The organism is Bradyrhizobium sp. BR 10261 (assembly GCF_019455395.1).
GTDB classification, from domain to species: domain Bacteria; phylum Pseudomonadota; class Alphaproteobacteria; order Rhizobiales; family Xanthobacteraceae; genus Bradyrhizobium; species Bradyrhizobium manausense.
On the sequence record NZ_JACOFQ010000008.1, the window covers coordinates 202,803 to 228,900 of the forward strand.

General features: G+C 64.7%; 30 protein-coding genes. 9 read left to right on the plus strand and 21 right to left on the minus strand.

Annotated features, from left to right (window positions below; all coding sequences use genetic code 11):
* Positions 1-462, plus strand: a complete 462-nt coding sequence (locus HYH07_RS11905) for a DUF488 family protein (RefSeq protein WP_220002669.1) — start codon at positions 1-3, stop codon at positions 460-462.
* 114 nt (positions 463-576) lie between these two features.
* Here the strand turns inward: HYH07_RS11905 and HYH07_RS11910 are convergent, their stop codons facing one another.
* The 9 genes from HYH07_RS11910 to HYH07_RS11950 all read right to left on the minus strand — a co-directional run bounded on the left by HYH07_RS11910 (position 577) and on the right by HYH07_RS11950 (position 9,562).
* Entirely contained in the window at positions 577-1,491 is a 915-nt protein-coding gene (locus tag HYH07_RS11910) for a PhzF family phenazine biosynthesis protein (RefSeq protein WP_220002670.1), read from the minus strand.
* A 119-nt stretch (positions 1,492-1,610) separates the two neighbouring features.
* Positions 1,611-2,507, minus strand: coding sequence for an amidohydrolase (locus HYH07_RS11915; protein ID WP_220002671.1), 897 nt, complete (start codon positions 2,505-2,507; stop codon positions 1,611-1,613).
* Between the two features lie 21 nt (positions 2,508-2,528).
* Positions 2,529-3,773, minus strand: a complete 1,245-nt coding sequence (locus HYH07_RS11920) for an MFS transporter (protein ID WP_220002672.1) — start codon at positions 3,771-3,773, stop codon at positions 2,529-2,531.
* A gap of 50 nt (positions 3,774-3,823) precedes the next feature.
* Positions 3,824-4,555 carry a GntR family transcriptional regulator gene (locus tag HYH07_RS11925; RefSeq protein WP_220002673.1) on the minus strand — a complete coding sequence of 244 codons (732 nt, stop codon included), beginning with the start codon at positions 4,553-4,555 and terminating at the stop codon, positions 3,824-3,826.
* 121 nt (positions 4,556-4,676) lie between these two features.
* Positions 4,677-5,978, minus strand: coding sequence for an adenylate/guanylate cyclase domain-containing protein (locus tag HYH07_RS11930; RefSeq protein WP_220002674.1), 1,302 nt, complete (start codon positions 5,976-5,978; stop codon positions 4,677-4,679).
* Between the two features lie 29 nt (positions 5,979-6,007).
* Positions 6,008-7,171, minus strand: a complete 1,164-nt coding sequence (locus HYH07_RS11935) for an ABC transporter permease (RefSeq protein WP_220002675.1) — start codon at positions 7,169-7,171, stop codon at positions 6,008-6,010.
* Positions 7,168-8,097, minus strand: coding sequence for an ABC transporter ATP-binding protein (locus tag HYH07_RS11940; protein WP_220002676.1), 930 nt, complete (start codon positions 8,095-8,097; stop codon positions 7,168-7,170). The genes HYH07_RS11935 and HYH07_RS11940 overlap by 4 nt, the downstream gene beginning before the upstream one ends.
* Positions 8,094-8,882, minus strand: a complete 789-nt coding sequence (locus HYH07_RS11945) for an HlyD family secretion protein (RefSeq protein ID WP_220002677.1) — start codon at positions 8,880-8,882, stop codon at positions 8,094-8,096. Before HYH07_RS11945 ends, HYH07_RS11940 begins: the two co-directional genes overlap by 4 nt.
* A complete protein-coding gene (locus HYH07_RS11950; RefSeq protein WP_228749421.1) occupies positions 8,879-9,562 on the minus strand; it encodes a TetR/AcrR family transcriptional regulator in 684 nt (227 codons plus the stop codon). The genes HYH07_RS11945 and HYH07_RS11950 overlap by 4 nt, the downstream gene beginning before the upstream one ends.
* Before the next feature lie 117 nt (positions 9,563-9,679).
* Between HYH07_RS11950 and HYH07_RS11955 the strand changes: the two genes are divergently transcribed.
* The 3 genes from HYH07_RS11955 to HYH07_RS11965 are packed head-to-tail and all read left to right on the plus strand — an operon-like array spanning position 9,680 to position 10,902.
* Positions 9,680-10,015: a helix-turn-helix transcriptional regulator gene (locus tag HYH07_RS11955; protein ID WP_220002723.1), complete on the plus strand. Its 336-nt coding sequence runs from the start codon at positions 9,680-9,682 to the stop codon at positions 10,013-10,015.
* Complete coding sequence (locus HYH07_RS11960) at positions 10,012-10,476, plus strand: SRPBCC domain-containing protein (protein WP_220002678.1); 465 nt, start codon at positions 10,012-10,014, stop codon at positions 10,474-10,476. The genes HYH07_RS11955 and HYH07_RS11960 overlap by 4 nt, the downstream gene beginning before the upstream one ends.
* Positions 10,477-10,488: 12 nt before the next feature.
* Positions 10,489-10,902: a GFA family protein gene (locus HYH07_RS11965; RefSeq protein ID WP_220002679.1), complete on the plus strand. Its 414-nt coding sequence runs from the start codon at positions 10,489-10,491 to the stop codon at positions 10,900-10,902.
* A 16-nt stretch (positions 10,903-10,918) separates the two neighbouring features.
* Here HYH07_RS11965 and adhP read toward each other — a convergent pair whose 3' ends face one another.
* Positions 10,919-11,944: an alcohol dehydrogenase AdhP gene (adhP, locus tag HYH07_RS11970; RefSeq protein WP_220002680.1), complete on the minus strand. Its 1,026-nt coding sequence runs from the start codon at positions 11,942-11,944 to the stop codon at positions 10,919-10,921.
* 192 nt (positions 11,945-12,136) lie between these two features.
* Positions 12,137-12,547: a DUF2000 family protein gene (locus HYH07_RS11975; RefSeq protein ID WP_220002681.1), complete on the minus strand. Its 411-nt coding sequence runs from the start codon at positions 12,545-12,547 to the stop codon at positions 12,137-12,139.
* A 211-nt stretch (positions 12,548-12,758) separates the two neighbouring features.
* Here HYH07_RS11975 and HYH07_RS11980 point away from each other — a divergent pair, with 211 nt between their 5' ends.
* Positions 12,759-14,579, plus strand: a complete 1,821-nt coding sequence (locus HYH07_RS11980) for a CYTH and CHAD domain-containing protein (protein WP_220002682.1) — start codon at positions 12,759-12,761, stop codon at positions 14,577-14,579.
* A gap of 18 nt (positions 14,580-14,597) precedes the next feature.
* On the opposite strand, the gene HYH07_RS11985 is transcribed toward HYH07_RS11980, so the two are convergent.
* The gene (locus tag HYH07_RS11985) at positions 14,598-14,987 is read right to left on the minus strand and encodes a DUF4189 domain-containing protein (RefSeq protein ID WP_220002683.1); all 390 of its coding nucleotides are present in this window, start codon (positions 14,985-14,987) and stop codon (positions 14,598-14,600) included.
* Between the two features lie 185 nt (positions 14,988-15,172).
* On the opposite strand from HYH07_RS11985, the gene HYH07_RS11990 reads away from it, so the two are divergent.
* A complete protein-coding gene (locus HYH07_RS11990) occupies positions 15,173-15,691 on the plus strand; it encodes an avidin/streptavidin family protein (RefSeq protein WP_220002684.1) in 519 nt (172 codons plus the stop codon).
* 110 nt (positions 15,692-15,801) lie between these two features.
* On the opposite strand, the gene HYH07_RS11995 is transcribed toward HYH07_RS11990, so the two are convergent.
* The 8 genes from HYH07_RS11995 to HYH07_RS12030 form a co-directional block, all read right to left on the minus strand.
* The gene (locus tag HYH07_RS11995; protein WP_220002685.1) at positions 15,802-17,406 is read right to left on the minus strand and encodes an NTP transferase domain-containing protein; all 1,605 of its coding nucleotides are present in this window, start codon (positions 17,404-17,406) and stop codon (positions 15,802-15,804) included.
* On the minus strand, positions 17,403-18,104 hold the full coding sequence (locus HYH07_RS12000; RefSeq protein ID WP_220002686.1) for an XdhC family protein: 702 nt from the start codon (positions 18,102-18,104) through the stop codon (positions 17,403-17,405). The genes HYH07_RS11995 and HYH07_RS12000 overlap by 4 nt, the downstream gene beginning before the upstream one ends.
* Before the next feature lie 2 nt (positions 18,105-18,106).
* Entirely contained in the window at positions 18,107-18,430 is a 324-nt protein-coding gene (locus tag HYH07_RS12005; protein WP_008564652.1) for an XdhC family protein, read from the minus strand.
* A gap of 13 nt (positions 18,431-18,443) precedes the next feature.
* Positions 18,444-19,646 (minus strand): VWA domain-containing protein, encoded by a 1,203-nt coding sequence (locus HYH07_RS12010; RefSeq protein ID WP_220002687.1) that lies wholly within the window; start codon positions 19,644-19,646, stop codon positions 18,444-18,446.
* Positions 19,647-19,751: 105 nt separating this feature from the next.
* Positions 19,752-20,660 (minus strand): MoxR family ATPase, encoded by a 909-nt coding sequence (locus HYH07_RS12015; RefSeq protein ID WP_057748868.1) that lies wholly within the window; start codon positions 20,658-20,660, stop codon positions 19,752-19,754.
* Positions 20,661-20,724: 64 nt separating this feature from the next.
* Positions 20,725-21,531 carry a xanthine dehydrogenase family protein subunit M gene (locus HYH07_RS12020; protein WP_220002688.1) on the minus strand — a complete coding sequence of 269 codons (807 nt, stop codon included), beginning with the start codon at positions 21,529-21,531 and terminating at the stop codon, positions 20,725-20,727.
* Between the two features lie 40 nt (positions 21,532-21,571).
* Positions 21,572-22,057, minus strand: coding sequence for a (2Fe-2S)-binding protein (locus HYH07_RS12025; protein WP_220002689.1), 486 nt, complete (start codon positions 22,055-22,057; stop codon positions 21,572-21,574).
* 139 nt (positions 22,058-22,196) lie between these two features.
* Positions 22,197-22,643 (minus strand): carbon monoxide dehydrogenase subunit G, encoded by a 447-nt coding sequence (locus HYH07_RS12030; RefSeq protein ID WP_057748876.1) that lies wholly within the window; start codon positions 22,641-22,643, stop codon positions 22,197-22,199.
* A 181-nt stretch (positions 22,644-22,824) separates the two neighbouring features.
* Between HYH07_RS12030 and HYH07_RS12035 the strand changes: the two genes are divergently transcribed.
* The 3 genes from HYH07_RS12035 (at position 22,825) to HYH07_RS12045 (ending at position 25,547) form a co-directional block, all read left to right on the plus strand.
* A complete protein-coding gene (locus HYH07_RS12035) occupies positions 22,825-24,180 on the plus strand; it encodes a 3-carboxy-cis,cis-muconate cycloisomerase (RefSeq protein ID WP_220002690.1) in 1,356 nt (451 codons plus the stop codon).
* Between the two features lie 82 nt (positions 24,181-24,262).
* Entirely contained in the window at positions 24,263-25,045 is a 783-nt protein-coding gene (pcaD, locus tag HYH07_RS12040; RefSeq protein WP_057748963.1) for a 3-oxoadipate enol-lactonase, read from the plus strand.
* Between the two features lie 109 nt (positions 25,046-25,154).
* Complete coding sequence (locus tag HYH07_RS12045; RefSeq protein ID WP_057748880.1) at positions 25,155-25,547, plus strand: carboxymuconolactone decarboxylase family protein; 393 nt, start codon at positions 25,155-25,157, stop codon at positions 25,545-25,547.
* Here the strand turns inward: HYH07_RS12045 and HYH07_RS12050 are convergent.
* Positions 25,509-26,039 carry a hypothetical protein gene (locus HYH07_RS12050; RefSeq protein ID WP_220002691.1) on the minus strand — a complete coding sequence of 177 codons (531 nt, stop codon included), beginning with the start codon at positions 26,037-26,039 and terminating at the stop codon, positions 25,509-25,511. The two genes, HYH07_RS12045 and HYH07_RS12050, sit on opposite strands and share 39 nt — an antisense overlap.
* Between the last annotated feature and the right edge of the window lie 59 nt (positions 26,040-26,098).

Genomic DNA, 26,098 nt, shown 5'->3' on the forward strand with positions numbered 1-26,098 from the left:
ATGGCCAAGGCGAAGAAGCTCTTCACCATCGGCTATGAGCAGACGCCGCCGAAGGCGGTGCTGGATGAGCTCGAGCAGGCCGGCGTCAAGCTCGTGGTCGACGTGCGCGCGGTGACGTCGTCACGGCGGCCAGGCTTTTCCAAGAAACAGCTCGCCGCAGGCCTCGATGAGCGCGGCATCGCCTACGTGCATCTTGCCGCATTGGGCACGCCAAAGGAAGGCCGCCTCGCTGCGCGCAGTGGCCAGTACGATGTGCTGGAGAAGATCTTCTCGAAGCACCTGAAGACGCCGGAGGCGAAAGAGCAGATGGACGAACTCTCGGCGCTGGTGAAGAAGGCCGGCCCGGTCTGCCTGCTGTGCTACGAGCGCGACCACACCCATTGCCACCGCCAGATGATCGCGGAGATCATCGAGGAACGCGACGGGGTTGCGGTGAAGAATTTGGCGGGGCGGCAGGTGTAGCTCCGTGGTCATTCCGGGGCGCGCCTCTTGGCGCGAACCCGGAATCTATCGAGCCGCAGAGTTGGTGGATGAATGGATTCCGGGTTCGCGCTACGCGCGCCCCGGAACGACGACCTACCCCTCCCCCGCCAGCCTGAATGTCCCCTCCATCATCTGCACGCAGGCACCGCCGACATGTGCCGATACGATCTTGCCGTCGCGCTTGACGACGCGCGTCTGCAGGATGCTCGGCCGGCCCATGTCAAAGCCCTGGCCGACCGTGAGCTTCAACTCGCCGTCCCTGACAGGATCAAGATCGGCGAACAGCGCCGCGGCCGCGACCGTTGCGCTGCCGGTGGCGGGATCTTCGGCTGAACCGCCAGCGCCGCGCATGAACATGCGCGCCTGCCGCTCGCATGGCGCCTCCGCCGCAGACACGTCGCGCGTGTAGAACCACACCGAGCGGGCGTCGTCGCGCGGCAAGATCCTGCCGAACGCGGCCGCGTCGGGCCTTGCCCGCTTCAGCGCCTCACGCGACACCACCTCGGCCACCAGAAACGGCGTTCCGACGCCAACGACTTGCGGCGCATGATGTTCGGTCCTGATGTCGTCGGCCGCCAACGAGATGCAGGCCGCAACATCGGCGGCGGACACTTCCGCCCATCGGGACAGCGGCTGCGGCGCAGTCAGCTCGGTGCTGATGACCCGCCCCTGCTCGCGAAAAATGTCGATCGGCACGAGGCCCGCCTTCTCCTCGAACCGCAAACGCGACTTCGGCTCCCTCGCAAGGCTCGCCAGCACGAAGGAGGTGCCGACATTGGGATGCCCCGCGAACGGCATCTCCCTCACCGGCGTGAAGATGCGAATCTCGGCGTCATTGTCCCGGTTTCGCGGCGGCAGCACGAAGGTCGTCTCGGAATAATTGAACTCGGTCGCGATCGCCTGCATTTGCTGCGTCGAGAGCCCGGCAGCATCGAGCACCACGGCGAGCTGGTTGCCGCCGAAGGCGCGGTCGGTGAACACGTCGACTGTGATGTAGCGGCGTTGCATGGAGCTTCCTCACGCAATGGCGGCCGCAATTCGGCCGCCTCGCGCAGCACTCTACAAGCCGCCGACATCATCCGTCATGCCCCAAAATAGAGAGCAATCGGAGCAATCGCGCTCGCGCCTCAGAAGCGGAAAAGGGGCCGCGGCGAGGCCAGCACCTGCGCGCGTTCGCGCTCGTCGACGATCAGCGTGTCGAGGAATTGCCGGTTCTTGGCGTAGCTCTGAGTCGCCTCGAACTGCGTGTGCGGCCAGTCGCTGCCCCACAGCAGGCGACCGAGCCCGTAGGCATTGCGCAGCAGCGGATAGGCCTCCTCGGCAAAGCTCTCGCCTGCCGCGCCGTTGCGATAGGGCGCGGAGATCTTGACCCACACGTTCTTCGCCGCCCCTAACTTCAGCACGGATTGGAAGCCGGGATCTGCTACGCCGAGCTTGGGATCCGGCAGCGCAAAATGATCGAGCACGACGGTGACGCCGAGATCGAGCAGAATCGGGGTGAGCACGGCGAGATCGGACGCGTTGCGCTGGATCTCGACCTGCCAGCCCATCGCCTTCACGTTGGCGAGCAGTCCCTTCCATTCGCTTGCCGAAAGATCAGGCAAGGACTGGCCGACGAGATTGAGGCGGATGCCGACCACGCCGACGCGATCGAGTTCACGCAGCTCCTCGGCGGGCACGGCAGGATCAACGACGGCAATGCCGCGCAGGCGGCCAGCCGTCTGCTTGAGGCAATCGACGAGATAGGAATTGTCGGTGCCGAGGAAGCTCGGCTGCACAAGCACGCCATTGCTCATGCCGTTGTGGTCGAGCTGTTCCAGATACAGCGACAGCGGCGCGTCGTAGTCGGGCGCATAGCGCCGGCCCGGCGCAAGCTTCAGTCCGCGGTGGAAAACGTGGGCATGGGTGTCGATCACAGGCATGGTCGCCTCACCTGCCGCCTTGCCCGCAGCCGCGATGGCCGCCAGAGCTGCGGCGCCCGCGCTGAATTGGCGGCGCGTCATGCCGCTCTCGGTTATCTTCATGTTGATTACCCCTCATTCCCGTCAAACGCGCGCGGCCGCAGCCTGCTCGAACACCTTGCCGCGGGTCTCGGGCAGCAGCAGAACCGCGATCAGCACCAGCGAATAAGCGAACGCGGCGTCGATGCCGATCGCGGGTCCGAGGCCGATGTGATCGCTGAGAAAGCCGACCAGGAAGGGGAACGCGGCGGAGACCACGCGGCCGAAATTGTAGCAGAAGCCGACACCGGTGCCGCGGACGCCGGCCGGATAGAGTTCGCTGAACAGTGCCGCCATGCTCGCGGGAATGCCGGCCGAGAAGAAGCCGAGCGGAAAGCCGAGCGCCAGCATCTGGCCGTTGCTCAGCGGCGCAAAGATATAGACCAGCACGGTGGCGATGCAGGCGCTGGCGAAGAACGCGACGTTGGCCCGGCGGCCGATCCGGTCGCTGACGATCCCGCTGGCGACGCAGCCGCAGAAGAAGGCGATGATGATGACGGCGAGATATCCGCTGGACCCGAGCACCGAGAGGTGCCGCACTTCGCGCAAGTAAGTCGGCAGGAACGTCGTCAGCGCGGCATAACCGCCATGGGCGCCGATGCCGAACAGACCGCCGACCAGGGTCGAACGCAGCACGTCGCGGTGGAAGATGCCTGATAGCGTCGCGAAGAACGGTGCCTCTGCGTCCTTGGCGACAGTGCGCGGCGGCTCCTTCAGCCCGCGGCGGATGAAGATGATGAGCAGCGCCGGCAACAATCCGATCGCGAACAGGATCCGCCAGGCGATATCGGCCGGCGCGTAGGTGAACACCAGCGCGGACAGCAGCACGGCCGCGCCCCAGCCCACGGCCCAGGCGCTCTGCACGGTGCCTAGCGCCTTGCCGCGATGTTCGGGGCGGATGATCTCGGCCATCAGCACCGCGCCGCAGGCCCATTCAGCACCGAAGCCGAGGCCCTGGATCGCCTTGAGCACCAGGAGCTGGGTGAAGCTCATCGCGAATGCTGATGCGAAGGTCGCAAGCGCGAAGGTCGCGACCGTGATCTGGAGCGCCTTGACGCGACCGAAGCGGTCGCCGAGCGCGCCGCCGAGCCAGCCGCCGAACGCGCCGAAGAACAGGGTGACCGAGCCGAGCAGGCCCGCATCGGCCTTGCTGATGCCGAAGGCGGCGATCAGTGCGGGAATGGCAAGACCAAACATCTGGACGTCGAGTGCATCCAGCGCCCAGCCGCCAAAGCTTGCCCAGAAGGTGCGCCGCTCCAGCGGCGAGCTTTCACTGTACCAGTTCGACATGTTTCCTACCCCTGTACGCGTTTGTTGCTTGCTGTCGTTGAACGCCGCTGTCACCGGATCTCGGCGTGGTAGCGGAAGCGATCCGCCGGCCCGCGCGAGCGGCGCCATTCGATCGGCCGCCGTTCCAGGTCGAGCGCGAGGCGCTCGATCACGATCAGCGGTGCGTGCGCCTCGAGACGCAACAGCCGGGCCTGCATTTCGTTGGCGGTTTCGACCGTCAAAACTTCTTCGGCGGAAACCACGACCTCGCCGCAGCGCTCTTCGTAGAGCGGATACAGCAAGTCGCCGAACTCGGCGGTGTCGATGTCGAGAATTGGCGCAAAGCGAGATTGCTGCAGCCAGATTTCCTCGGCGAGGAGCGGCACATCATCGAGCAGCCGCAGGCGCGACAGGCTGATCACGGGTTCGCCGACGGGAATGCGCAGCGCAGAGGCGACCGCCGTCGTCGCTGGCACGCTCTTGCGCCTGAGGATGCGGCTTTTCGGCACGCGCCGCTCGCCGCTTCGGGACTGGAAACGGAAGAAGCGGAACAGCGAGGAGTTGAAGCGGGCGCGGCGCACGAAAGTGCCGCGGCCCTGCTGCCGCTCCAGCACGGCATCCGCGACGAGCTGGTCGATCGCCTTGCGCACCGTGCCGATGGCGACGCCGTAATGCGCAGCCAACTCGGCCTCCGATGGGATGGGCTCGCCCGGCCGCCATTCATTGCGGTTGATCCGCGCGGCGAGGTCGTCGCGCAGGCGCTGGTAGCGTGGCAAGCGGTCGTCGCGCGGATCTGAATTCATATAGTCATATAGATGACTAGATGAGATGGGTGTCAAGCACTACTAAAATACCGCATGCGGCGGATACGAAGCCGGGTTGGATATTTCAGCACGCGCCTTCAACCAAAAGCGAGCGATCCCCTCACCCCAATTGAAACACCGCGACCGGCTGCTCATAGCCGCGCACCGTGACTTCGCCGAGCGCGACCGCATCCTTGCCGTCTTCGCCCAGCGCCTCGCGCACGGACGCTGAGATCAGGAGCTGCGAACCAAACTCCTTATTGAGCGCCTCGAGCCGCGATGCGAAGTTCACGGTGTCGCCGATCACGGTATATTCCTTGCGCCTGGGCGATCCGATATTGCCCGCGACGACCTCGCCGAAATGGATGCCGATGCCGATGCGCAGCGGCCAGCTGGTCTGCGCGTTGATGTGATCCATCGCGGTCAGCATGTCGCGGCCTGCGGCGACCGCCCGATGCGCGGCATCGGAGGCCTCCAGCGGTGCGCCGAACAGCGCGAGAAATCCGTCGCCGAGAAACTTGTTCACGATGCCGCCATGGCGGTCGAGAATATCGACCAGCACGGCGAAGGCGCCGTCGAGCCGGTCGACGACCTCCTGCGGGGCGCGCGCTTGCGCGCCGGCGGTGAAGCCGCGGAAATCGACGAACATCACGGCGACGCGGCGGATGTCGCCGGCAGCACTGGTGCCCTCCGCCATCAGGCGCTCGACCACCTGCGGCGAGACGTGCTGGCCGAACAGATTGGTCACCCTGTCGCGCGCGGTCGCCGCCGCGATGCTTGCGCCAAATTGCCGCCGCAGCTGCGCGCCGACCGAGCCCGCAAGCACGCCGCAGACCAGGATCACCATGCTGCGCACGGTGTGGAAATAGATCAGGGGTTCGCCCGTATCGTTGGCTGGATTGTAGTACAGCGCGACAGCCAGGAGCTCGCTTGCTGCAACGAAGCCGGTAAAGGTGGACAGCCAGAAATCGAGCCGCAGCGTCGAAAGAATGACGAAGATGAAATAGACCATCGGCAACACGAAACCGAGCGCCTGGCTGGCGCCCATGCTGTGGATTTGCAGGATCAGGATCAGCGTCGGCGACGAGGTTTCGATAAAGGCACCGATATAGCGTCTGACCACCGGCAGGTCGCGATCGAGCTTGAGGTTTCGGCTGATCTGGCTGTGCACCCAGACCTCGAACAGCAGGAAGCCCGTCACCAGGGAGTATTCGCGGACCATCCCCTGGGTCCCGCGCCAGATCCGGTTCGCGATGGCAGGGTCGATCAGGAATGTCACCGTGAGCAACACCAGCATGACGAGGCCCGTGGCGATCAGCGCCTGCACCCGCAGCAATTCGGTGCGCAACACCTCGCGCGTCAGCTCGCGCTCGAACTCCTCCGACAAGACGGCTTTCCGCCGGACTTTCAAGAAGCTGACCATTCCATCCCCCGATTCCGGGGCAGTGTGCCTCAATCCAGCGTTCGGCGGAAGCGCGTCACGGCGATGGTCATGGCGACCAGCATCAAGATGGCCAGCGCCAACGTATCGAACCGGAGGTTCGGCATGGTGGCGCCCTTCAGCATGATGGCACGGACGATGCGAATGTAGTGCGTCAGCGGCAGGCATTCGCCGATATATTGCGCCCAGGCCGGCATCCCCGCGAACGGGAACATGAAGCCGGACAAGAGAATGCTCGGCAGGAAAAACATGAATGACATCTGGATTGCCTGCAGTTGATTCTGCGCGATGGTGGAGAACGTGTAGCCGATCGCGAGATTTGCAGCGATGAAAAGGGTCGAAAGTCCCGCCAGAAGGAACAGATTGCCGAGCACCGGCACGCCGAACAGGAACACTCCGATATTGACGATCAGGAAGGCCTGGACGAAGCCGACCAGGATATAGGGAACGATCTTGCCGATCATCACCTCGACCGGCTTGATCGGCATCGACAGGAGGCTCTCCATGGTGCCGCGCTCAATCTCGCGCGTCACGGACAGCGCCGTGAAGATCAGCATCGTCATGGTGAGAATGGTGCCGACAAGTCCCGGCACGATGTTGAGCCGTGATTCCGCCGCCGGATTGTAGCGCGCATGGGCGCGGATCTCGAACGGCATTGCCGGGGGTTCGCCGATATAGAGGTCGTGCGCGAGTGCGGTCTGCACGATCATGCCGAGCGAGCCGAGTGCGGAGCTTGCGGCGACCGGATCGGTCGCGTCGACTGCAACCAGCAGCGCCGGCTTGTCGCCGCGCCGCACCGCGCGCTCGAAGCCGCGCGGGATCTCGACGCCAAACAGCACCTTGCCGGACTTCAGCAGATTGTCGAACTCGTCGACGTCGTGCACTTCGTAGACGAAGCGGAAATAGGCGGTATTCTCCAGCGCCTTCAGGACCGAGCGGGCAAGGTCCGAGTCCTCCTGCAGCAGCACCGCGCTCGGCAGATGGTGCGGCGTGGTGTTGATGGCATAGCCGAACAGGAGAAGCTGCATCACCGGGATGGCTATGATCATCGCGAACGAGACGCGGTCCCGCCGAAGCTGAATGAACTCCTTGGCCATCATGGCATAGGAGCGGCGCCAGAAGCCGAAGCGGTCGCGGATCTCCCGTGCGGGGCCGGTTGTCTGGACAGTGCTCATTGGAAATTGTCCTTGGAGCGGCCCATCAACTCGATGAAGACGTCCTCCAGCGACGGCGCCGATTTCTGCCAGTGCAGGTCACCCTTCTCGCGCCACGGCGCGATGCTGGCTTCGAGGGCGGCGACGTCGCGGCCCGAGACGTGCAGCGAGGTGCCGAACGGCGCCACCATGTCGATCCCGGGCTTGCCGGCGAGCTGGGCCGCGAGGCCGTTCAACTCGCCGCTGACAGTGTAGGTCACTAGCGCGGACTTCGCGATCACCTCGTCGACCGTGCCGTGCGTCAGCAGGTGGCCGTAGGCGATATAGGCGATCTCGTGACAGCGCTCGGCCTCGTCCATGTAATGGGTCGAGACCAGCACGGTGAGGCCACCGGCGGCGAGCGCATGGATCTCATTCCAGAAATCGCGCCGCGCCTTGGGATCGACGCCGGCGGTCGGCTCATCGAGCAGCAGCAATTCCGGATTGGGCAGCGTGCAGGCTCCCAATGCAAGGCGCTGTTTCCAGCCGCCGGAGAGCTCGCCCGCGAGCTGCTCCTCGCGGCCCGAGAGGCCGAGCCGCTTGATCATGTCGCGCGCAGCCCCGCGCGCGTCGTCAAGGCCATAAAGCCGCGCAACGAATTCGAGGTTCTCGCGCACGGAGAGATCCTGGTAGAGGCTGAAGCGCTGCGTCATGTAGCCGACCTTGCGCTTGATCTTTTCGGCATCGCGCAGGATGTCGTAGCCGAGACAGGTGCCCTCGCCGCTATCGGGCGTCAGCAGGCCGCAGAGGATGCGGATGGTCGTGGTCTTGCCCGAGCCGTTCGGCCCGAGGAAGCCGTAGATCGAGCCGCGCTTCACCTGCATCGACAGGTCGTGCACGACCTCGCGGCCGCCAAACGACTTGGTCAGGCCCTTGACGTCGATCGCGATGTCGCTCGCACCGTTCATCGCTTGTCCGCCACCGGAGTTTTCGGGTTGAGATAGACGTCGATCGGCTGCCCCACCCGCAAGGCATCGGGTCGCGACGGCCGCGCCTGGATCAAATAGACGAGCTTGTTGCGCTCTTCGAGGCTGTAGATCACAGGCGGTGTGTACTCGGCCGTGGTCGCGATGAAGTAGATCTTGGCGGTGAGATCGGCCGCGCAATTGTCGCAGGCGATGCGCACCGTGTCGCCGATCGACAGCTTCGGCAGCTCCGTTTCCGGCACGAAGAAGCGCAGCTTCATGTTGCCGGGCGGCATGATCGAGAGCACCGGCCGCTGCGCCGCCACCATCTCGCCCTCGCGGAAATAGATCTGCTGGATGGTGCCGGCAACCGGCGCAAAGCCCTTGCGGCGCGCCAGGCGCGTCTCCGAGGTTGCCACCCGCGCTTCCGCAACACGTAGCGACGATACGGCGGAATCGAGATTGGCTTGCGTGCCCGAGCCGGTCTTGCTCAGCGAGGCTGCGCGATCATAGGTCTGCTGCGCATTGGCCAGTGTCGCCTTGTTCTGGTTGAGATCAGCGAGCTGGAGATCATCATCGACGGAATAGAGCTGCTCGCCGACCTTGACCTCGTCACCCTCTCGAACATTCAGCTTCGTTACCCGCCCGGCTTCGTCCGGGCTGACATAGATCATGTCGGCCTCGACCCAGCCCTGGAAACCGGGATCGCGCTTCTCCTTGCAGCCGGCAAGTCCGGTTGCGAGCACGGCGGCCAATGCGGCTGCAAAAATCCTTTGCGACGACGTCATGTCGTCCTCCGTTCGCCAAAAATCAAATCGAGATGGACACGCAGCATCTCTTGCGCGTCGAGCGGCGCGTGCCGCGCAAACAGGCTCTGCCAGATCACCGCGATCATCGCCGGCGCGATCAGGATCTGCGGATAGCGCGCGAGATTTGCCTGGTGGATCTCGCCACGGGCAATGCCGAGCTCGATCAGCGCGCGCATGCCGGCCATTCCCCGCGAGACCACCTCGCGGTAGTAGAAGTCCGCCACGGCCGGAAAGCGCGGCCCCTCCGCCACGATCAGGCGGACGAGATCGCCGCGCCTTGTGCCGATCACCTCTTTGAGAAAATTGCCGGCAAAGGCTTCGATGAGATCGCGCACCGAGCCGGTCGGCGGCGGCAGCGCGTTCAGCTTCGCCACCACCGGCACGATCACGGTGCGCACCAGCTCCTCGAACATCGATTCCTTGTCCTTGAAGTGCAGGTAGATCGTGCCCTTCGCGACGCCGGCGCGCTTGGCGATGTCGTCGAGCCGCGTCGCGGCAAAGCCGCGCGTGATGAACTCCTCCATCGCCGCCGCGACGATCGCATCGCGCCGCTCCGCCGCGCGCGTGGCCCGGCTCGACACCGGCGCGGCTTCGTCGCCGGTTTCCGGATTGCGCGTCTCTGCCTTGGCCGTAGCCGCTGTGGTGAACTTCTTTGTCATGCTGAATTTATGACTGACTAGTCAGTCATTGTCAATGAGGCTTGAGCCAGCCCCATTCCGTGCGTGACACAACGAATTAGTATTGACTAATGCATTAGCGACAGCTAATTGATTGACGTGATCGAAGCCGCCCCCAATCCCGTCACCGCCGTGATGCGCGCCCTCGCCGATCCGACCCGACGCGCGGTGTTCGAGCGCGTGTTCGACAGCAAGGAGATCAGCGTCGCCGAGCTGACGCGCGGCAGCGGGGTGACGCAGGGCGCGATCTCGCAACATCTGAAATCGCTGAAGCAGGCGGGCCTCGTCGCCGAACGCGCCGAAGGCCGCAACGTCTATTACCGCGCTGCGCCGCAAGGACTCGAACCGCTGGTCACCTGGATCGATCATTACGGTGTCTTCTGGCGCGAGCGCTTCCAGAACCTGCGTGACCTGTTGAAGGAGATCGACCCGTGAGTGCAGCCGCGTTTAAAGCCGAAACCAAAGATATCGTCATGGACGAGGTGCTCCCTCACGCGCCGGAGACGGTCTGGAAGGTGCTGACATCTGCCCAGCTGATCGCGCGCTGGCTGATGCCGCCGACCGGCTTCGAGGCTGTCGAAGGCAATGTCTTCACCTACCAGACCAAGCCGGGCGGCCACTGGGACGGCGTCATCCATTGCCGCGTCCTGGAAGTCGTCCCGAACAGGCGGCTCGTCTACGCCTGGAAGGGCGGCGATGAGCGTAACGTTGGCTACGGCGCGCCGCTCGACACTGTCGTGACCTGGTCCCTCACCCCTGTCGAAGCCGGCACGCGCATTCAGCTGGTTCATGCCGGCTTCGTGCTGCCGAGGAACGAGACCGCTTACACCGGCATGAGCGGCGGCTGGAAGAAGGTCATTCGGCAGCTCGACGAAATCAGCGGCGAAGACAGTTGAGGAGTTATTGCGATGACCAAGCCCTATACCGGCGGCTGCGCCTGCGGCGCGATCCGCTATTCTGTCGTCGGCGAGCCCATGTTCTCTAATCATTGCCAATGCCGGGACTGCCAGCGCGAAAGCGGCACCGGCCACGGCTCCTACGCCACCTTCCCCCGCGCCGGCGTCACGGTGACGGGCAAGGCCAAGACATGGGACATGACCGGCGACAGCGGCAACGTGAAGACGCGCGCCTTCTGCCCCGAATGTGGCGTCGCTGTTTACATGACCTTCAAGGCCATGCCCGACATCTTCACCATCCGCGCCGCCAGCCTCGACGAGCCCGCCCGCTACAAGCCGCAAGCGGTCACCTACGCGGTGCGTGCGTATGACTGGGATCCTCTCGATTCCGGCCTGACGCAATTCGAGAGGATGCCGCCCGGCTGAGGCGCTCGAACACGCTTTAGCCAAAGTCGAGCACCATGCGGCCGTCGATCTTGCCGGCCTTCATCCGCTCGAACACGTCGTTGATCTGCGCGAGCGGCACTTTCGTCACCTCGGCTTTCACCTTGCCGTCGGCAGCGAACGCAATGGCCTCGTCGAGATCCCTGCGGGTCCCGACGATGGAGCCGCGCACGGTGATACGCTTGAGCACGACATCGAAGATCGGCGTCGGGAATTCGCCCGGCGGCAAGCCGACGAGGCTGACCGTGCCCTTGCGGCGCACCAGCTTCAACGCCTGCGCGAACGCGGCAGTCGACACCGCCGTGACCAGCACGCCGTGAGCTCCTCCTCCGGTCGCCGTCAGCACCTTGTCCACGGCGTCTTTTGCGAGCGCGTTGACCGCAAGATCGGCGCCCGTCTCGCGCGCGAGCTTCAGCTTGTCCTCGGCAATATCGACAGCCGCGACCTTGAGCCCCATCGCCTTGGCGTACTGGATCGCGACATGGCCGAGCCCACCGACGCCCGAGATCGCAACCCACTCCCCGGGTCGCGTGTCGGTCTCCTTCAATCCCTTGTAGGTGGTGACGCCGGCGCAGAGGATCGGCGCCACCGCCGCGAAGTCGATGGTTGCCGGCAGCCTTGCCGCGAAGGCCGCCGAGGCGACGACATATTCGGCAAAGCCGCCATTCACGCTGTAGCCGGTGTTGTGCTGATGCTCGCACAGCGTCTCCCAGCCGGTCTCGCAATATTCGCAACTCATGCAGGCGTCGTGCAGCCAGGCGACGCCGACGGCATCGCCGACCTTCAGATTTTTGACGCCGGGCCCGAGCGCCGCGATGATGCCGGCGGCTTCATGGCCGGGAATGAACGGCGGCACAGGCTTGACCGGCCAGTCGCCGGAAGCGGCGTGCAGGTCGGTGTGGCAAACGCCGCAGGCCTTTACCCTGACCAGGACTTCACCGGGACCGGGCTGCGGTACCGGCACATCCTCAATCACCAGCGGCTTGCCGAATTGTTTGACAACAGCGGCTTTCATGGTCGGCATTGCTCTGCTCCATTGCATGACGCAAGCAGACTAGCAATGCCGCACAGCTCTCACTTGATTGGAGTCAAACAACGCAGGTTTATTGGTCGCGTGGCGGAGCGCAGAGCGCGCGCGGCAGCGCAGGGCACGTCCGGCAGCGCAGAGCGCGCCTGGCAGCGCAGAGCGCGCCTGGCACGCAGAGCGCGCCTGGCGTCAGCTATGGAACTTCAATCCGTCGACGATCTTATCGATCAGCTTCCGCTCGGCGCGCATTGCGATGCCGACGAGATTGAGATCGCCGCGCGCGACCGCCCTCACGACTTCGCGATTGGCGGCATCATGCGTGGTCTTGAACATGTCCTCGGTATAGACCGCCGGCGTGACGTTGCGCGCGAGGGCACGATCGAGTGCGCGCGACAACGCCGGACCCTCCGCACCATAGATCAGGATCGGCTGGCCGATCAGCGCAAGATACTTCGTGCTTGAAGCGTCCTCATAGGCCTCGCCGATGCACTCCGGAAAGGCAGCCGCGACGCCGCTCGTCAGGAATGACGCAACATTGAGCTTCTGCCAGGCCTGGAGGTCGTTGCGAATGACAACGGCAATCTTGGTATCGAACTGCATGAATTCTCCCACGCACATCCAAGCATCTGGCAAGCGTCTGGAAAGAAAAGAAAATCCCGAGCGCTGCGACTGGTGATGAAATGTAACGCGAATTCTCCGAGCGATCACAGCGCAGAAATTTCAATGCGGGATGCGATCGGCTGTGCTTCTCTCCGCCGGTTAAGTCGGATATACGTCGATGCCCTGTCACTGAACTGACATAAAGCTACCAATGTCCGAAACCGGCGCCATCAAGCGAGCACTCGAACCGGTGCGGCGTCTCGCCGGGTCAAACGATCAGCACGTTGCAATCAAGAACGCCGCGGCTTCCGCTGCGGAACAAAAACCTGGTTCCAAGATCTCCGACATCGAGCCCCCGCGCAGTGGACCACGTCGCGCCGGCCTGCCCGCCGATGATATCGGCGCCGAAGCGACGACGCCGGACGTCTCTTCGCCCCGCGATGTTGCGCCTCACGCGAGCGAAATCGAACTCAAGCTGCTCGTGGCTTCCGATCGTCTGGCGGATTTCAACAATGCGCCGATCATCGCGGCGAATGCGCGCAACAAGGGGACGCGCAAGCATCTCAAGGCTGTCTACTACGATACGCCCAAGCGCGCGCTTCGGCGTGACGGATTCAGCTTAAGGGTGCGCCAAAGCGGCACGCGATTCACGCAGACCGTGAAAACGGAATCCAGCAACGATCCGCTGCGACGTGGCGAGTGGGAGGCAGCCGTGCCGTCGATGGCGCCTGACATCGCGCTGGCCATGCCGCTGGTGTCGGACAAGCTGCGCACTGAGCTGGAGCGTCACCCGGTCGAAGCCGTCTTCAGCAGCGACATCCACCGGCATCAGCGCCTCGTCGACTTGCCGTCGGGCACGGTCGAACTCGCCTTTGATCATGGCCATCTGACCGCAGGCGATCGCTCATTGCCGGTCAGCGAGATCGAGCTGGAGCTCAGGAGCGGCAGCCCGTCCGCGATCTGGGAGCTCGCACTGCGGCTCGCCGAGCATGGTTCCGTGAAACCGTCGATCCGGACAAAATCGGCGCGCGGATTTGACCTCGCGGCCGATGCGCCGCCGCGGACGCCGAAGCCGCCGAAGCTTCGTCTCGATGCATCGATCTCGCTCGACGAAGCCTTCTCCGAGATCCTGCGATCCTGTCTGTTGCATTTGCTCCAGTCGTTGCCCTCTGCCGAGGACGGTCGCGACCCCGAGGGGATGCACCAGCTTCGCGTCGCGCTGCGCCGCCTGCGCTCCGCGCTCGACCTGATGCGGTCGGTGGTATCGCTTGCCAAGCTCGAGCTGATGCGCGCTGAAGCAAAATGGCTTGCGGGACGTCTCGCCAGCGCGCGTGACTGGGACGTGTTCCGGCAGGACACGTTGCGAACCGTCGCGGACGGCTGTCCGTCAGTCACCGGCTTCGACACGCTCGGCGCGCTCGCAGACGAACGTCGCGCAGCCTGTTACGATGCGGCCCGCCTCGCCCTCGCCGACCGACGCTGCCAGTATTTCGTGATCGGGCTCGGCGCCTTTATCGAAGCGCGCGGCTGGCGCAGCGACGTTGCTCCGGAAGGCCTGGCGCAACTGGCGGAGCCGGCGATCAACTTCGCACGCAACATCCTGTCGGCGCAGCATGCCAAGGTGCTGAAGCGCGGCCGCAGATTCAAATCGCTGACGACCGAGCAACGGCACCGCGTCCGCCTCGCCGCGAAGAAGCTGCGCTACTTCGCCGACTTCCTGCTGCCGCTCTGCGGGCACGGCAAATCCGCAAAGCGCTTCTCGCGCAAGCTCGCGGATCTCCAGCAGGAGCTCGGAATCTACAACGACATGGCGACGACGTCGTCGCTGCTCGCCGACGTCAATGCCGGCGCGATCGGCAGCAGCATGGCCGCGGCCGCGATCACGGGCTGGCAGGCCCATGCGATGGCCGGCGTCGAAGCGCGGCTGCTAAAGGCCTGGTCGGAATTCGCCGGAGCCAAGGTGCCCTGGTCAGTGGACGCGGCGGAGCAGCCGATCAAGCTGGTGCAAACCAGCGCGGGCTCGCTGCGCTAATGGCAGCTCAACCCTTGATTAGCCTTTGGCGTCGCACGCCCAGGCCCGGATCACGCATTCCTTGCCGCCATATTTGTAGCATTCGCGGGTCGCGGCATTGAGCGAGGCCGAGATCTTCGGCTTCACGGCGTAGCCATAGGCGCCACAGGGATTGGTCATGTCGACTGACATGGCCGCACAGGCCCGCCTCATCGTCACCGTCGTGCATTCGCCCTTGCACTGCTTTTGAGCGGCGGCACGTGCCTCGTGCTCGGCGCCGTAATCATAGGCCTGGCCATACGCGCCGCACTTGCCGACGGCAAGAGCACCGGCCGCACGAGCCTCGGTTATATGACGGGCGCCGGCGACACAGACCGACAGCCCAAAGAAAAACATCGCGCAACGGCGCGCGACGACAGTCGTAGGCATGGAAAAAACTCCTCACCCCCAAGGCAAGTGGCGGCAACTCTAAGCGGCGGTCGTTTCCAGATGGTGAATGGGTGGTTGAAGGCATGACGGAATAGTGACGCCGCACGACACACTTTATAGTTGTAGTTTTTAATCGCGTTATTTAAGGTCGTATAGCGTCAAGCAGAGAGGCAGGGGAAACGCTCATGCGTCCAATCAATTCAATGCTGTTCGGTATCGTTGCGGCTGCCTGTCTGATCGGGCCCCTGCCTGCGCCTGCGCAGTCGGTGAACTGGACCTGGACCAACCAATATGGCTCGACCCTGGCCATCACCAGCTTCAACCAGAACACGGGCGCGATCGCGGGGACCTACACCAACAACGCGGCGAGCAGTTGCGATGAAGGCAAGCCGCAGGGCGTGACCGGCTGGCTGGCCTACGGCAATACGGGCACCGCGATCAGCTTCTCGGTGAATTACCTCGGCTGCGGGTCGACCACCGTCTGGACCGGACAGCTCAACAACTCGGCCGGCTTCCAGGGACTGTGGTATCTGTCCCTCGGCGAGGCCGTCGCATGGAACGGCATCAGCGCGGGCGCCGACACCTTCACCTTCAGCAGCGGCGACAGGACCCTGCTGACGAAGAGCGGCGTCGATCTGAAGGCCGCCAGCGAGAAGCTGTCGAACACCAGAAATAGGCAAGCAGGGACCCTTAGGGTGGATTAGCGAAGCGTAATCCACCAATGTGTCATCGCAGAAGAGGAAGTGGCAGGTTACGCCAGCGAACCGCGCTTCGCGCAGCCGCTGTCTACCCCCCCTACGAAGTTACAGCACCTTCAACCGCGCCTTGCCGCTTCCAGAGCCTGCGGCGTGTCGATGTCGAGGAAGGCACTCTCGCCGTCGACGGGCACTTCGGCGACCGCCTCGGTGTGTTTTGCGATCAAATGCCGCGCGCCGACGTCGCCGTCGAGCGTCATCAATTCCTTGAAGAAGCGACGCGACCACAGCACGGGATTGCCGCGGCGGCCTTCGCTGACCGGCACGACGATCAGATTGCCACGATCAGGCGCAAAGCTGTCGATCAGGCGATCGATCAGGCCGGCATCGATCAGCGGCATGTCGCCGAGGCAGATGACGGCGCCGTCGCTGGCGTCGGACACGGCGGCAATGCCTGCTTTCACCGAGCTCGCGATGCCGCCGGCGAAATCAGGGTTCTTGACGAACCTTACGTTTAGGCCTTGCAGCGCCTGCTCGACCAGCTCGGTCTGATGTCCGGTGACGACGATCACCTCGGATGCTTTGGAGGCCAGCGCCTGTTCGGTGGCGATCCGCACCAGCTTCTTGCCGTCAAGCTCGGCGAGCAGCTTGTTCGGCCCGCCCATGCGGGTGGAGCGGCCGGCCGCGAGCACGATGGCCGCGACCTGGCTGTTGTCCTCGATCTCGGGCTTTGCACGCGGCTGCGGCCGCGTCACGATCTCCATCAGCAGGCCGCCGACTCCCATGCCCATCAGCTCGGAGCGTGTCACCTTGATGCCGGCGAGCAGACGCATCAGCACCCAGTCGAATCCGTTCTCCACCGGCGAGCGCGCGCAGCCCGGCGCGCCCAGCACCGGCACGCTGCCGGCGCGCGCGATCAGCAGCAGATTGCCGGGATCAACCGGCATGCCGAAATGTTCGATCTCGCCGCCGATGCCGGTGACGGCAGCCGGAATCACATCGCGGCGGTCGGCAATTGCGGAAGCACCAAACACGATGACGAGCTCGGCGCCTAGCGCGAGCAATTCCTTGATCGCCGCCGACAGCGTGCGCTCATCGTGCGGAACCCGCCGTTCGGCGATGATGCTGGCACCGGCCGGCGCGAGGCGCTCGGCGGTGACGCGCAAGGTCTTGTCGACCACCTTGGACGACAAGCCCGGCAGCAGCGTCGAGACCACGCCAACACGCTTGATGACATAGGGCGCGATTTTCAGCACGTCCTTGCCGGCCGCCTTCACCGCGGCATCGCGCAAGCTGCCTTCGACACCGAACGGGATGATCTTCACCGTGCCGACCATCTCGCCCTCGACCACCGGCTTGTAGGCGGCGAGCGTGGCAAAGGTGATGGCCTCGTCGACATTGTTGATGCGGTCGACGGCGGCGCGGTCGATGACCAGCACGCCCGGCCGCGCGGCGAACAAATTGGCGCGGCCGGTGAAGGCGCGCTCGACATGGATGCCCTCGCCGCCGATGGCAAGCGCGATGCTGGCGGCCGCGACGTCCTCGGAAACGTCGCCTTCCTCCATGCGCACCACCACGATGTCCTTGATGCCGGCGCGCTCCAGCTGCTCGACCTCGGCAGGCCCGATCGTCGTGCCTTTCTTCAGCACCAGCGGTCCCTGGCGCAGGGTGTGGACGGTCACCCCGCCGATCGCATCCCTGGGGCTCGCGGGGCCGAACTTCATGCCGCTTCTTCTTTTTCCTTGGGTGGCAGCCGCAGCACCGCCGTGATCTCGGCCATGATCGCCACCGCGATCTCGGAGGGCGAGACCGCGCCGATCGCAAGGCCAATGGGCGCGTGGATGCGCGCGATGTCGCTTTCCTTGGCGCCCTGGGCCCGCAGCCGGTCAGCCCGCTTGGCATGCGTCTTTCGCGAGCCCAGCGCGCCGATATAGAAGCAGTTGCGCTCAAACGCATGGAGTAGCGCGGGATCGTCGATCTTGGGATCGTGCGTCACTGCGACGAAGGCGGTGTAGGCATCGACATTGAGCGGCGGCAGCGCCGTCTCGGGCCATTCGGCGACCAGCGGAATGTCGGGGAAGCGCTCGGGGCTGGCAAAGGCCGTGCGCGGATCGACAACGGTGACGTCATAACCGAGCGAGCGCGCCAGCGGCGCCAGCGCCTGGCTGATATGGACCGCGCCAATGATGACGAGCTTCGCAGTCGGCGCGTAGACGTTGAGGAACAGTTTTTTACCGCCGGCCTCGACATTGGCGCTCTTGCCCATGCGAAGCTGCTTGTCCAATTCAGTACGCAGCGGATCCTTGGCGAAGTCGGCCGCCTTCACCAGGCGCTGCTCGCCGCTCTCGGTGTCGGTCACCAAAATCACCGGACGGCGCGCGGCGCGCTCGGCATTGAGTTCGTGCAGAATTGAGAGCCTCACGGTCAGCCGACCTTCTCGACGAAGACGCGGATGGTGCCGCCGCAGGACAGACCGACATTCCAGGCGGTCTCGTCCGCAACGCCGAACTCCAGCATCTTGGGCTTGCCGCTCTCGATCACGTCCATGGCCTCGGTGACCACGGCGCCCTCGACACAGCCGCCGGAGACGGACCCCAGGAACGTACCCTCGTCATTGATGACAAGGCTCGAGCCCGCCGGGCGCGGGGCCGAACCCCAGGTCTCCACCACGGTGGCCAGCGCGACGCCACGGCCGGCCTTCTGCCAGTCCTCCGCCGCCTTCAGGATGTCCTCGTCGCGATCGAGCATGGGCTTTTGCCTCTCAGGCTGCGGAGCGGATCAGGCTGCGGTGATGCGGCGGCAGCGGCCGGGAGAGCGTCGTGATCAGCTCCTGGATCGAACTCAAATTATGTACCGGGCGGAATTCGTCAACGTGCGGGAGCATCATTTTGATACCCTGGGCCTTGGCCTCGAAGCCCCCGAACCGAAGCAGCGGGTTGAGCCAGATCAGCCGCCGGCAGGAGCGGTGCAGCCGGTCCATCTCGAAAGCCAGCCTGGAGTCGGCCTCCCGCTCCAGCCCGTCGGAGATCAGCAGCACGATCGCGCCCTGGCTCAGCACTCGCCGCGCCCACAATTTGTTGAAGTTGTGCAGCGAGGCGGAGATCCTCGTGCCGCCGGCCCAGTCCTCGACTGCCGCCGAGCAGCTCGCCAGCGCCTCGTCGGGATCACGCTGGCGCAGCGCGCGCGTCACATTGGTGAGCCGGGTACCGAACAGGAACACCGAGACGCGCTTGCGCGCATCGCCGATGGCATGCAGGAAATGCAGGAACAGGCGGGTGTACTCGCTCATCGAGCCGGAGATGTCGAGCAGGGCCACGATCGGGGCCGGTTTCTCGATCCGCCCGAGACGACGGATGTCGATGATATCGCCGCCGGTGCGCAACGACGCCCGCAGCGTGCGGCGCATGTCGAGCCGCAGGCCACGCGGATCGGGCAGGTAGCGGCGCGTCAAGAGCTCCGCCTGCGGCAGGTGCATCATCTCGATGGCGCGGAGCGCCTCTGCGATCTCCGCCGCACTCATTTGCGCAAAATCCTTCTTCTGAAGGATCTCCTTGTCGGAGACCGACAGGCGCAGATCCTGCTCCTGATGCTGCGGTGTCTCGGTCATGCGCGGCTGCGACATCGCCTCCTGGACGCGGCGCGAGCCGGCCTGGGGCTTCTTCTTGGCTTGCTCCGGCAGCGGCACCGAATCGAGCAAGTGCTTCCACTCTTCCGAGGCGCGGAAAAACAGGTTGAAAGCCTGCTTGAAGATCAGCGCATGCTCATGGCGCTTGACGAAGATCGCCTCCAGCGTGGTGAAGACGTCGGCGCGGTTGCCGATGTCGATCACCTGCAGCGCGCTCATGGCATCGATCACCGCACCGGGGCCGACCGGCATTCCGGCCGCGCGCAGCGCGCGGGCAAAGCCGACGATGTTGTCGGCGAACTGCTCGGTTTGCTCCGGGGCAAGGTGGTTGATGGCCATGCTGGTACTCATCTTCTCGTCATTCCGGGGCGCGAGTGAAACGAGCGAACCCGGAATCTCGAGGTTCCGGGTTCGATGCTTCGCATCGCCCCGGAACGACGACGACTAATTCTCGCTCGTCGCTTCCTTCAGCACCTTCTGCAGGGTGTCGCCCTGCATCCGGGTGATATCGTCCTGGTATTTGAGCAGCGCGCCCAGCGTGTCGCCGACCACTTGCGGGGTCAGCGAGCGGGCATCGAGCTCGGACAAAGCGGTAGCCCAGTCGATGGTCTCGGCAACACCGGGCGACTTGTAGAAATCCTGGTTGCGCAGCGCCTGCACGAAGCGGACGACCTGCTGCGACAGCTTGACCGAGATACCGGGCACGCGCGTCTTGACGATCGCAAGCTCGCGCTCCGCGGCGGGATAGTCGACCCAGTGATAGAGACAGCGCCGCTTCAGCGCATCGTGAATTTCGCGGGTGCGATTGGAGGTGATGATGACGATCGGCGGATGCGGCGCCTTCACGGTGCCGAATTCGGGGATCGTCACCTGGAAGTCGCTGAGGATTTCCAGGAGATACGCCTCGAACGCCTCGTCGGCGCGGTCGAGCTCGTCGATCAGCAGCACCGGCGGTCCCGCGACATCAGGCTCCAGCGCCTGCAGCAGCGGCCGCTTGATCATGTAGCGATCGGCGAAGATGTCGCTCGACAGCTGCTCGCGATCGGTGTCGCCGGCGGCTTCCGCCATCCGGATCGCGATCATCTGCGCGGCGCTGTTCCACTCATAGACTGCGGAGGAGACGTCGAGGCCCTCGTAGCACTGCAGGCGGATCAGCTTCCGCCCCAGCGCCGCCGAGAGCACTTTTGCGATCTCGGTCTTGCCGACGCCGGCCTCGCCTTCCAGGAACAGCGGCCGGCCCATGCGCAGCGACAGATACGTCACCGTCGCCAGCGACCGCTCAGCCAGATAGCCGCGCGAGGTCAAGAGTTCGAGCATCGCATCGACCGATGCCGGCAGGGTCGCTGAAGTCATGAAAGTGCCAGTCTCGTTACGCCCTCGCTAACGGGCAAGTATCGCGCCAAGGCGTGAGGTCCACTCACTCCTTGGCATTGGCCGCGTCGACGGCGCGCCGTGTCAGCACGCCGATCAGGTGCGCGCGGTATTCGGCGCTGCCGTGGATGTCGCTGTTGAGGCCTTCCGCCGGCACGTCGATGCCTTCAAGCACCTTGGACGAGAACCGCTTTTTCAGCGCTTCCTCGAACGCATCGACGCGGAACACGCCGTCCGAACCAGCACCGGTGACGGCGACGCGCACATCCGACGGGCGCCGCGCCACGAACACGCCGACCAGCGCGTAGCGCGAGGCCTGGTTGCGGAACTTGATATAGGCGGCCTTCTTCGGCAGCGGGAACATCACCTTGGTGATGATCTCGTCGGCTTCCAGCGCGGTCGAGAACAGGCCCTGGAAAAACTCCTCGGCCTTGAGGCGGCGCTTGTTGGTGACGATGGTGGCGCCGAGCGCGAGCACCGCGGCCGGATAGTCCGCGGTCGGATCGTTGTTGGCGAGCGAGCCGCCGATCGTGCCCTTGTGGCGCACTGCGGGATCGCCGATCTGGCCGGCGAGATTGGCGAGCGCCGGAATGGCTTCACCGACGACAGCCGAGGTCGCGACCTCGGCATGCTTGGCGGTGGCGCCGATCACCAGCGAACGGCCCTTCATCTCGATCGTGTTCAGCCCCTCGATATGGGAGAGGTCGACCAGATGCGGCGGGCTTGCGAGCCGTTGCTTCATGACCGGAATCAGCGTGTGACCGCCGGCGATCAGCTTGGCGTCCTCGTTCTTCACCAGGAGATTGGCGGCCTGCCGGACGGTGCCGGGGCGGTGGTATTTGAATTCGTACATGGGGTTTCCTGGGGGTGTCCTGATCGCGGAGGGCGCGCGGTTACGCGAGATCGGATTTCGCCATCGCCTTCGCGCCGGCGGCGATCGAGGCGACGATATTCTGGTAGCCGGTGCAGCGGCAGAGATTGCCTTCCAGCTCTTCCCGGATGGTATGGTCGTCGAGCTCGTGGCCCTTGCGATGGACGATGTCGATCGCGGTCATGATCATGCCGGGCGTACAGAAGCCGCATTGCAGGCCATGGTGCTCGCGGAACGCTTCCTGCATCGGATGCAGCGGCGCGCCGTCGGCGGCCAATCCTTCGATGGTCTTGATCTCGTGGCCGTCGGCCATCACGGCGAGCGTCGTGCAGGACTTCACGGCCTTGCCGTCGAGATGCACGACGCAGGCGCCGCACTGCGAGGTGTCGCAGCCGACATGGGTGCCGGTCAGACGCAGATTCTCGCGCAGGAACTGCACGAGGAGCGTCCGCGGGTCGACATTGCCGGTAACAGGATTGCCGTTCACGATGAGGGAGATTTTTGCCATAAGCACTCTCTGTCAGCGCCCCGACGGGTCCCGTCGAAGCGGTTCTTTCTTATAATTATTCCAACCCATCATATGGGCCATTATAGCCGGGGGCAACATTGCCCCAAGCGCAAGGCGCCATGACGGAAAGCAGGGACGATCAGCCCTGTACCGCCTTGGCGAAATTCGCGAAAAATTCGTCCGCCAGCTTCTTGGCGGTGCCGTTGATCAGGCGCTGCCCGAGCTGCGCCAACTTGCCGCCGATCTGCGCCTCGACGTCATAGGAGAGCAGCGTGCCGCCATCCTTCTCCGCGAGCTTGACTGCCGCGCCGCCCTTGGCAAAGCCGGCCACCCCGCCCTCGCCCTCGCCCGAGATCTTGTAGCCGTTCGGCGGGTCGAGATCGGAGAGCATCACCTTGCCCTTGAAGCGCGCCGAGACCGGCCCGACCTTCATTTTTGCCGTTGCACGGAAGCCGCCGTCCTCGGTCTTCTCCAGCTCCTCGCAGCCGGGGATGCAGGCCTTCAGCACCGCGGGATCGTTGAGCTTCTCCCATACGGCCTCGCGCGGCGCCGCAAGCTGGACTTCGCCGTTCATTGTCATGGCCATGGGGCGCCTCCGGGGTCGCAAAAGGTGGGATGCTCAAGTAACGCAGGGAGACCGCAAAGAAAAGGGTCACCCATGGTCACGTGGAATGCATATTCGCACCTGCAAAAAGTCTTGTGCCGATCGTCAGGGATTGGCAGAGCCTGATCATGATGATTAGGTCTCTCTCCCGGACCCGCGCAACATGAGCACAGCCCTCTCCCCCCTGCTTGCGCCGATGCTGTCGAGTGCAGCCATGCGCGCCGTCTGCGACGACCGGACCACGCTGCAGAACATGCTCGATTTCGAGGCAGCCCTGGCCCGGGCCGAGGCCGCCACCGGTGTGATTCCCGCATCCGCAGTGGGCCCGATCGAAACGGCCTGCAAGGCCGATACCTTCGACATGACCGCGCTGGCCGTGGCTGCGACCCGGTCGGGCAATCTCGCGATCCCGCTGGTCAAGATGCTGACCGCCAATGTCGGCAAGGCTGACGCGGAGGCCGCGCGCTATGTGCATTGGGGCGCGACCAGCCAGGACGTCATCGACACCGCGACCATGCTGGGATTGCGCGCCGCCATCGATGCGCTGGATGCCGACCTCGGCCGCGCCATCAAGGGCTTCGCCGCACTCGCGCGCGCCCATCGCAACACCGCGATGGTGGCGCGGACCTGGCTCCAGCACGCGCTGCCGATGCCGTTCGGATTGAAGGCCGCTGAATATGCCTCGAGCCTCGCCCGTGCCCGCTGCCGTCTGCGGCGGCTCCGCCGCGAGGGTCTCGCCCTGCAATTCGGCGGCGCCGCCGGCACGCTCGCGGCCCTCGGCGACAACGGCCTCGCAGTCGCCGAACGATTGGCGCAGGAGCTCAGCCTGCCGCTGCCCGAGGCGCCCTGGCACACCCATCGCGACCGCATTGCCGAAGCTGCATCAGCCTTCGCGATCCTCGCCGGAAGCTGCGGCAAGATCGCGCGCGACGTCTCGCTGATGATGCAGACCGATGTCGGCGAAGCCTTCGAACCCGCCGGCGAAGGCCGCGGCGGCTCTTCGACCATGCCGCACAAGCGCAACCCGGTCGCGGCCGCAAGCGCGCTCGGCTGCGCGACCGTGGCCCCGCAGCTCACCGCTACGATTCTGGCCGCGCAGGTGCAGGACCACGAGCGCAGCGCCGGGCCCTGGCATGCGGAATGGCCGACACTGCCGCAATTGATGCTGGTCACCTCGGGCGCGCTCGCCGCGATCGTCGACATCGCCGAAGGCCTCGAGGTCGATGCCGCGCGCATGCGCAGCAATCTCGATACGACGCACGGGCTGATCATGGCGGAAGCCGTCACCTTTGCGCTCGCCGACAAGATCGGCAAGAGCGATGCGCATCATCTGATCGAGGCCGCGAGCAAGCGCGCGGTCGCCGAGAAGAAGCACCTGCGCGACATCCTCTCCGCCGATTCGCAGGTCACCGCGCATCTGACGCCGGAGAAAATTGCGGCATTGTTCGAGCCGATGGCCTATCAAGGTGCGTCACAGGCCCTGATCGATCGCCTGCTCGCTTCGTTGGATCTCTCCTGATGGATTGCCGGGCTTGACCCGGCAATCCATCATCTAGGATAGATTCACTTTCTAGATGGATGCGCGGGTCAAGGAACATGCAATGCCCATGATCGATGCCGACGGTTGCCTGATCAACGTCTCTGTCGAGGGCCGTGACGGCGGGCCGACCCTGATGCTCTCCAACTCGCTCGGCTGCACGCTGCAGATGTGGGAGCCGCAGATGAAGGCGCTGACGCAGGTGTTCCGCGTCATCCGCTACGACCGCCGCGGTCACGGCAAGTCCAACGTCCCGCCCGCCCCCTATACGATGGAGCGCTTCGGCCGCGACGTGCTCGCGATCCTCGACGACCTCAACATCGAGAAGGTACATTGGTGCGGCCTGTCGATGGGCGGCATGGTCGGGCAATGGCTCGGCGCCAACGCGCCGGAAAGATTCGGCAAGATCATCCTCGCCAACACCTCCTGCTACTATGCCGAGCCGACCAGATGGCTGGAGCGCATCGACGCCGTGAAGAAGGGCGGCATCGCGGCGGTCGCCGATGGAGTGATCGCGGGCTGGCTGACGCAGGATTTCCGCGAGCGCGAGCCCGAGATCACCGCCAGGATGAAGGCGATGCTGCTCGCGACCCCGGTCGAAGGATATCTGGCCTGCTGCGAGGCGCTGTCGACGCTCGACCAGCGCGCTCTGCTGCCCAAGATCAAGAGCCCGACGCTGGTGATCGCGGGCCGCCACGATCAGGCCACTCCGATCTCCGCGGGCGAGCTGATCCGCTCGAGCATTCCAGGCGCCAGCATGACCATCATCGACGCCGCCCACATTTCCAATGTCGAGCAGCCGCACGCGTTTACGGATGCGGTGGTGGGATTCTTGACGCAACGGTAGTTGTTATCACCGTCATTCCGGGGCGCCGCGAAGAGGCGAACCCGGAATCTCGAGTTTCCGGGTTCGATGCTTCGCATCGCCCCGGAATGACTGATCCGGAGGAAACAGCATGGACGACCAGAAGCGCCGCGATGCCGGCATGACCGTACGCCGCAAGGTGCTGGGCAATGCCTGGGTCGACAAATCGATCGCGAACCGCAACGCCTTCAACACCGATTTCCAGGACATGATCACGCGCTATGCCTGGGGCGAGATCTGGACGCGGCCGCATTTCGACGAGCGGACGCGGCGCGTGCTTGTCATCGGCACCATGGTCGCGCTCGGACAATGGGATGAATTCCGCCTGCACGTGCGCGCGGCGCTGGCCGAGGGCGGCTTCACCCCCGATGACATCAAGGAAATCCTGCTGCAGCAGGCGATCTATTGCGGCGTCCCGGCGGCGAACCACGCCGTCAAGGAAGCCTCAGCGATTGTGCAGGAGCTCGGCCTGATCAAAGGCTAGCTCCGCGGTATCCGGAGCGGCAACCGTCTTCGGTGCTCCGTCCGGCCGCTCGATCACGAGCACGATCGCGGCGCCAAGCAGCAGCAACAGCTCCGTGGCGTGCAACCGAAGGGCGGCCATCTCGCCCACCTTGGAGGCCATGACCATGCTTGCGAACGAGATCAGGCTGCCGATTGCGAGCGCAATGCCGAGGGCCTCGTCGCTGGCCCCGCTCCTGCGGGTGCGCGGAATGACCAGAAGCGCAAGATAGATCGCAAAGAACGCCACCACGGTCATCCGTCCCAGCGCCAGCAGCCAGGCGGCGCGCACCGTGCTCAGGCCGGACATCTGCAGCTGGTCGCTGAGGAACAGCGCCACCGCGACGCTCGGCCGCTCGTACAGACCATGCACCGGCGCGACCATGATGTTGAAGGCGACCATCGTCCAGGCCGGGATGAAATAAGCCGCCAGCAGCGCGCCGTTGACCGAGCCGATCCGCCAATTTCTGAACATGCCGCTTCCCGCTTCGTCTACACGCCTTGAGGTAAGGCTTTGCCGGGGAGCTAACTCGC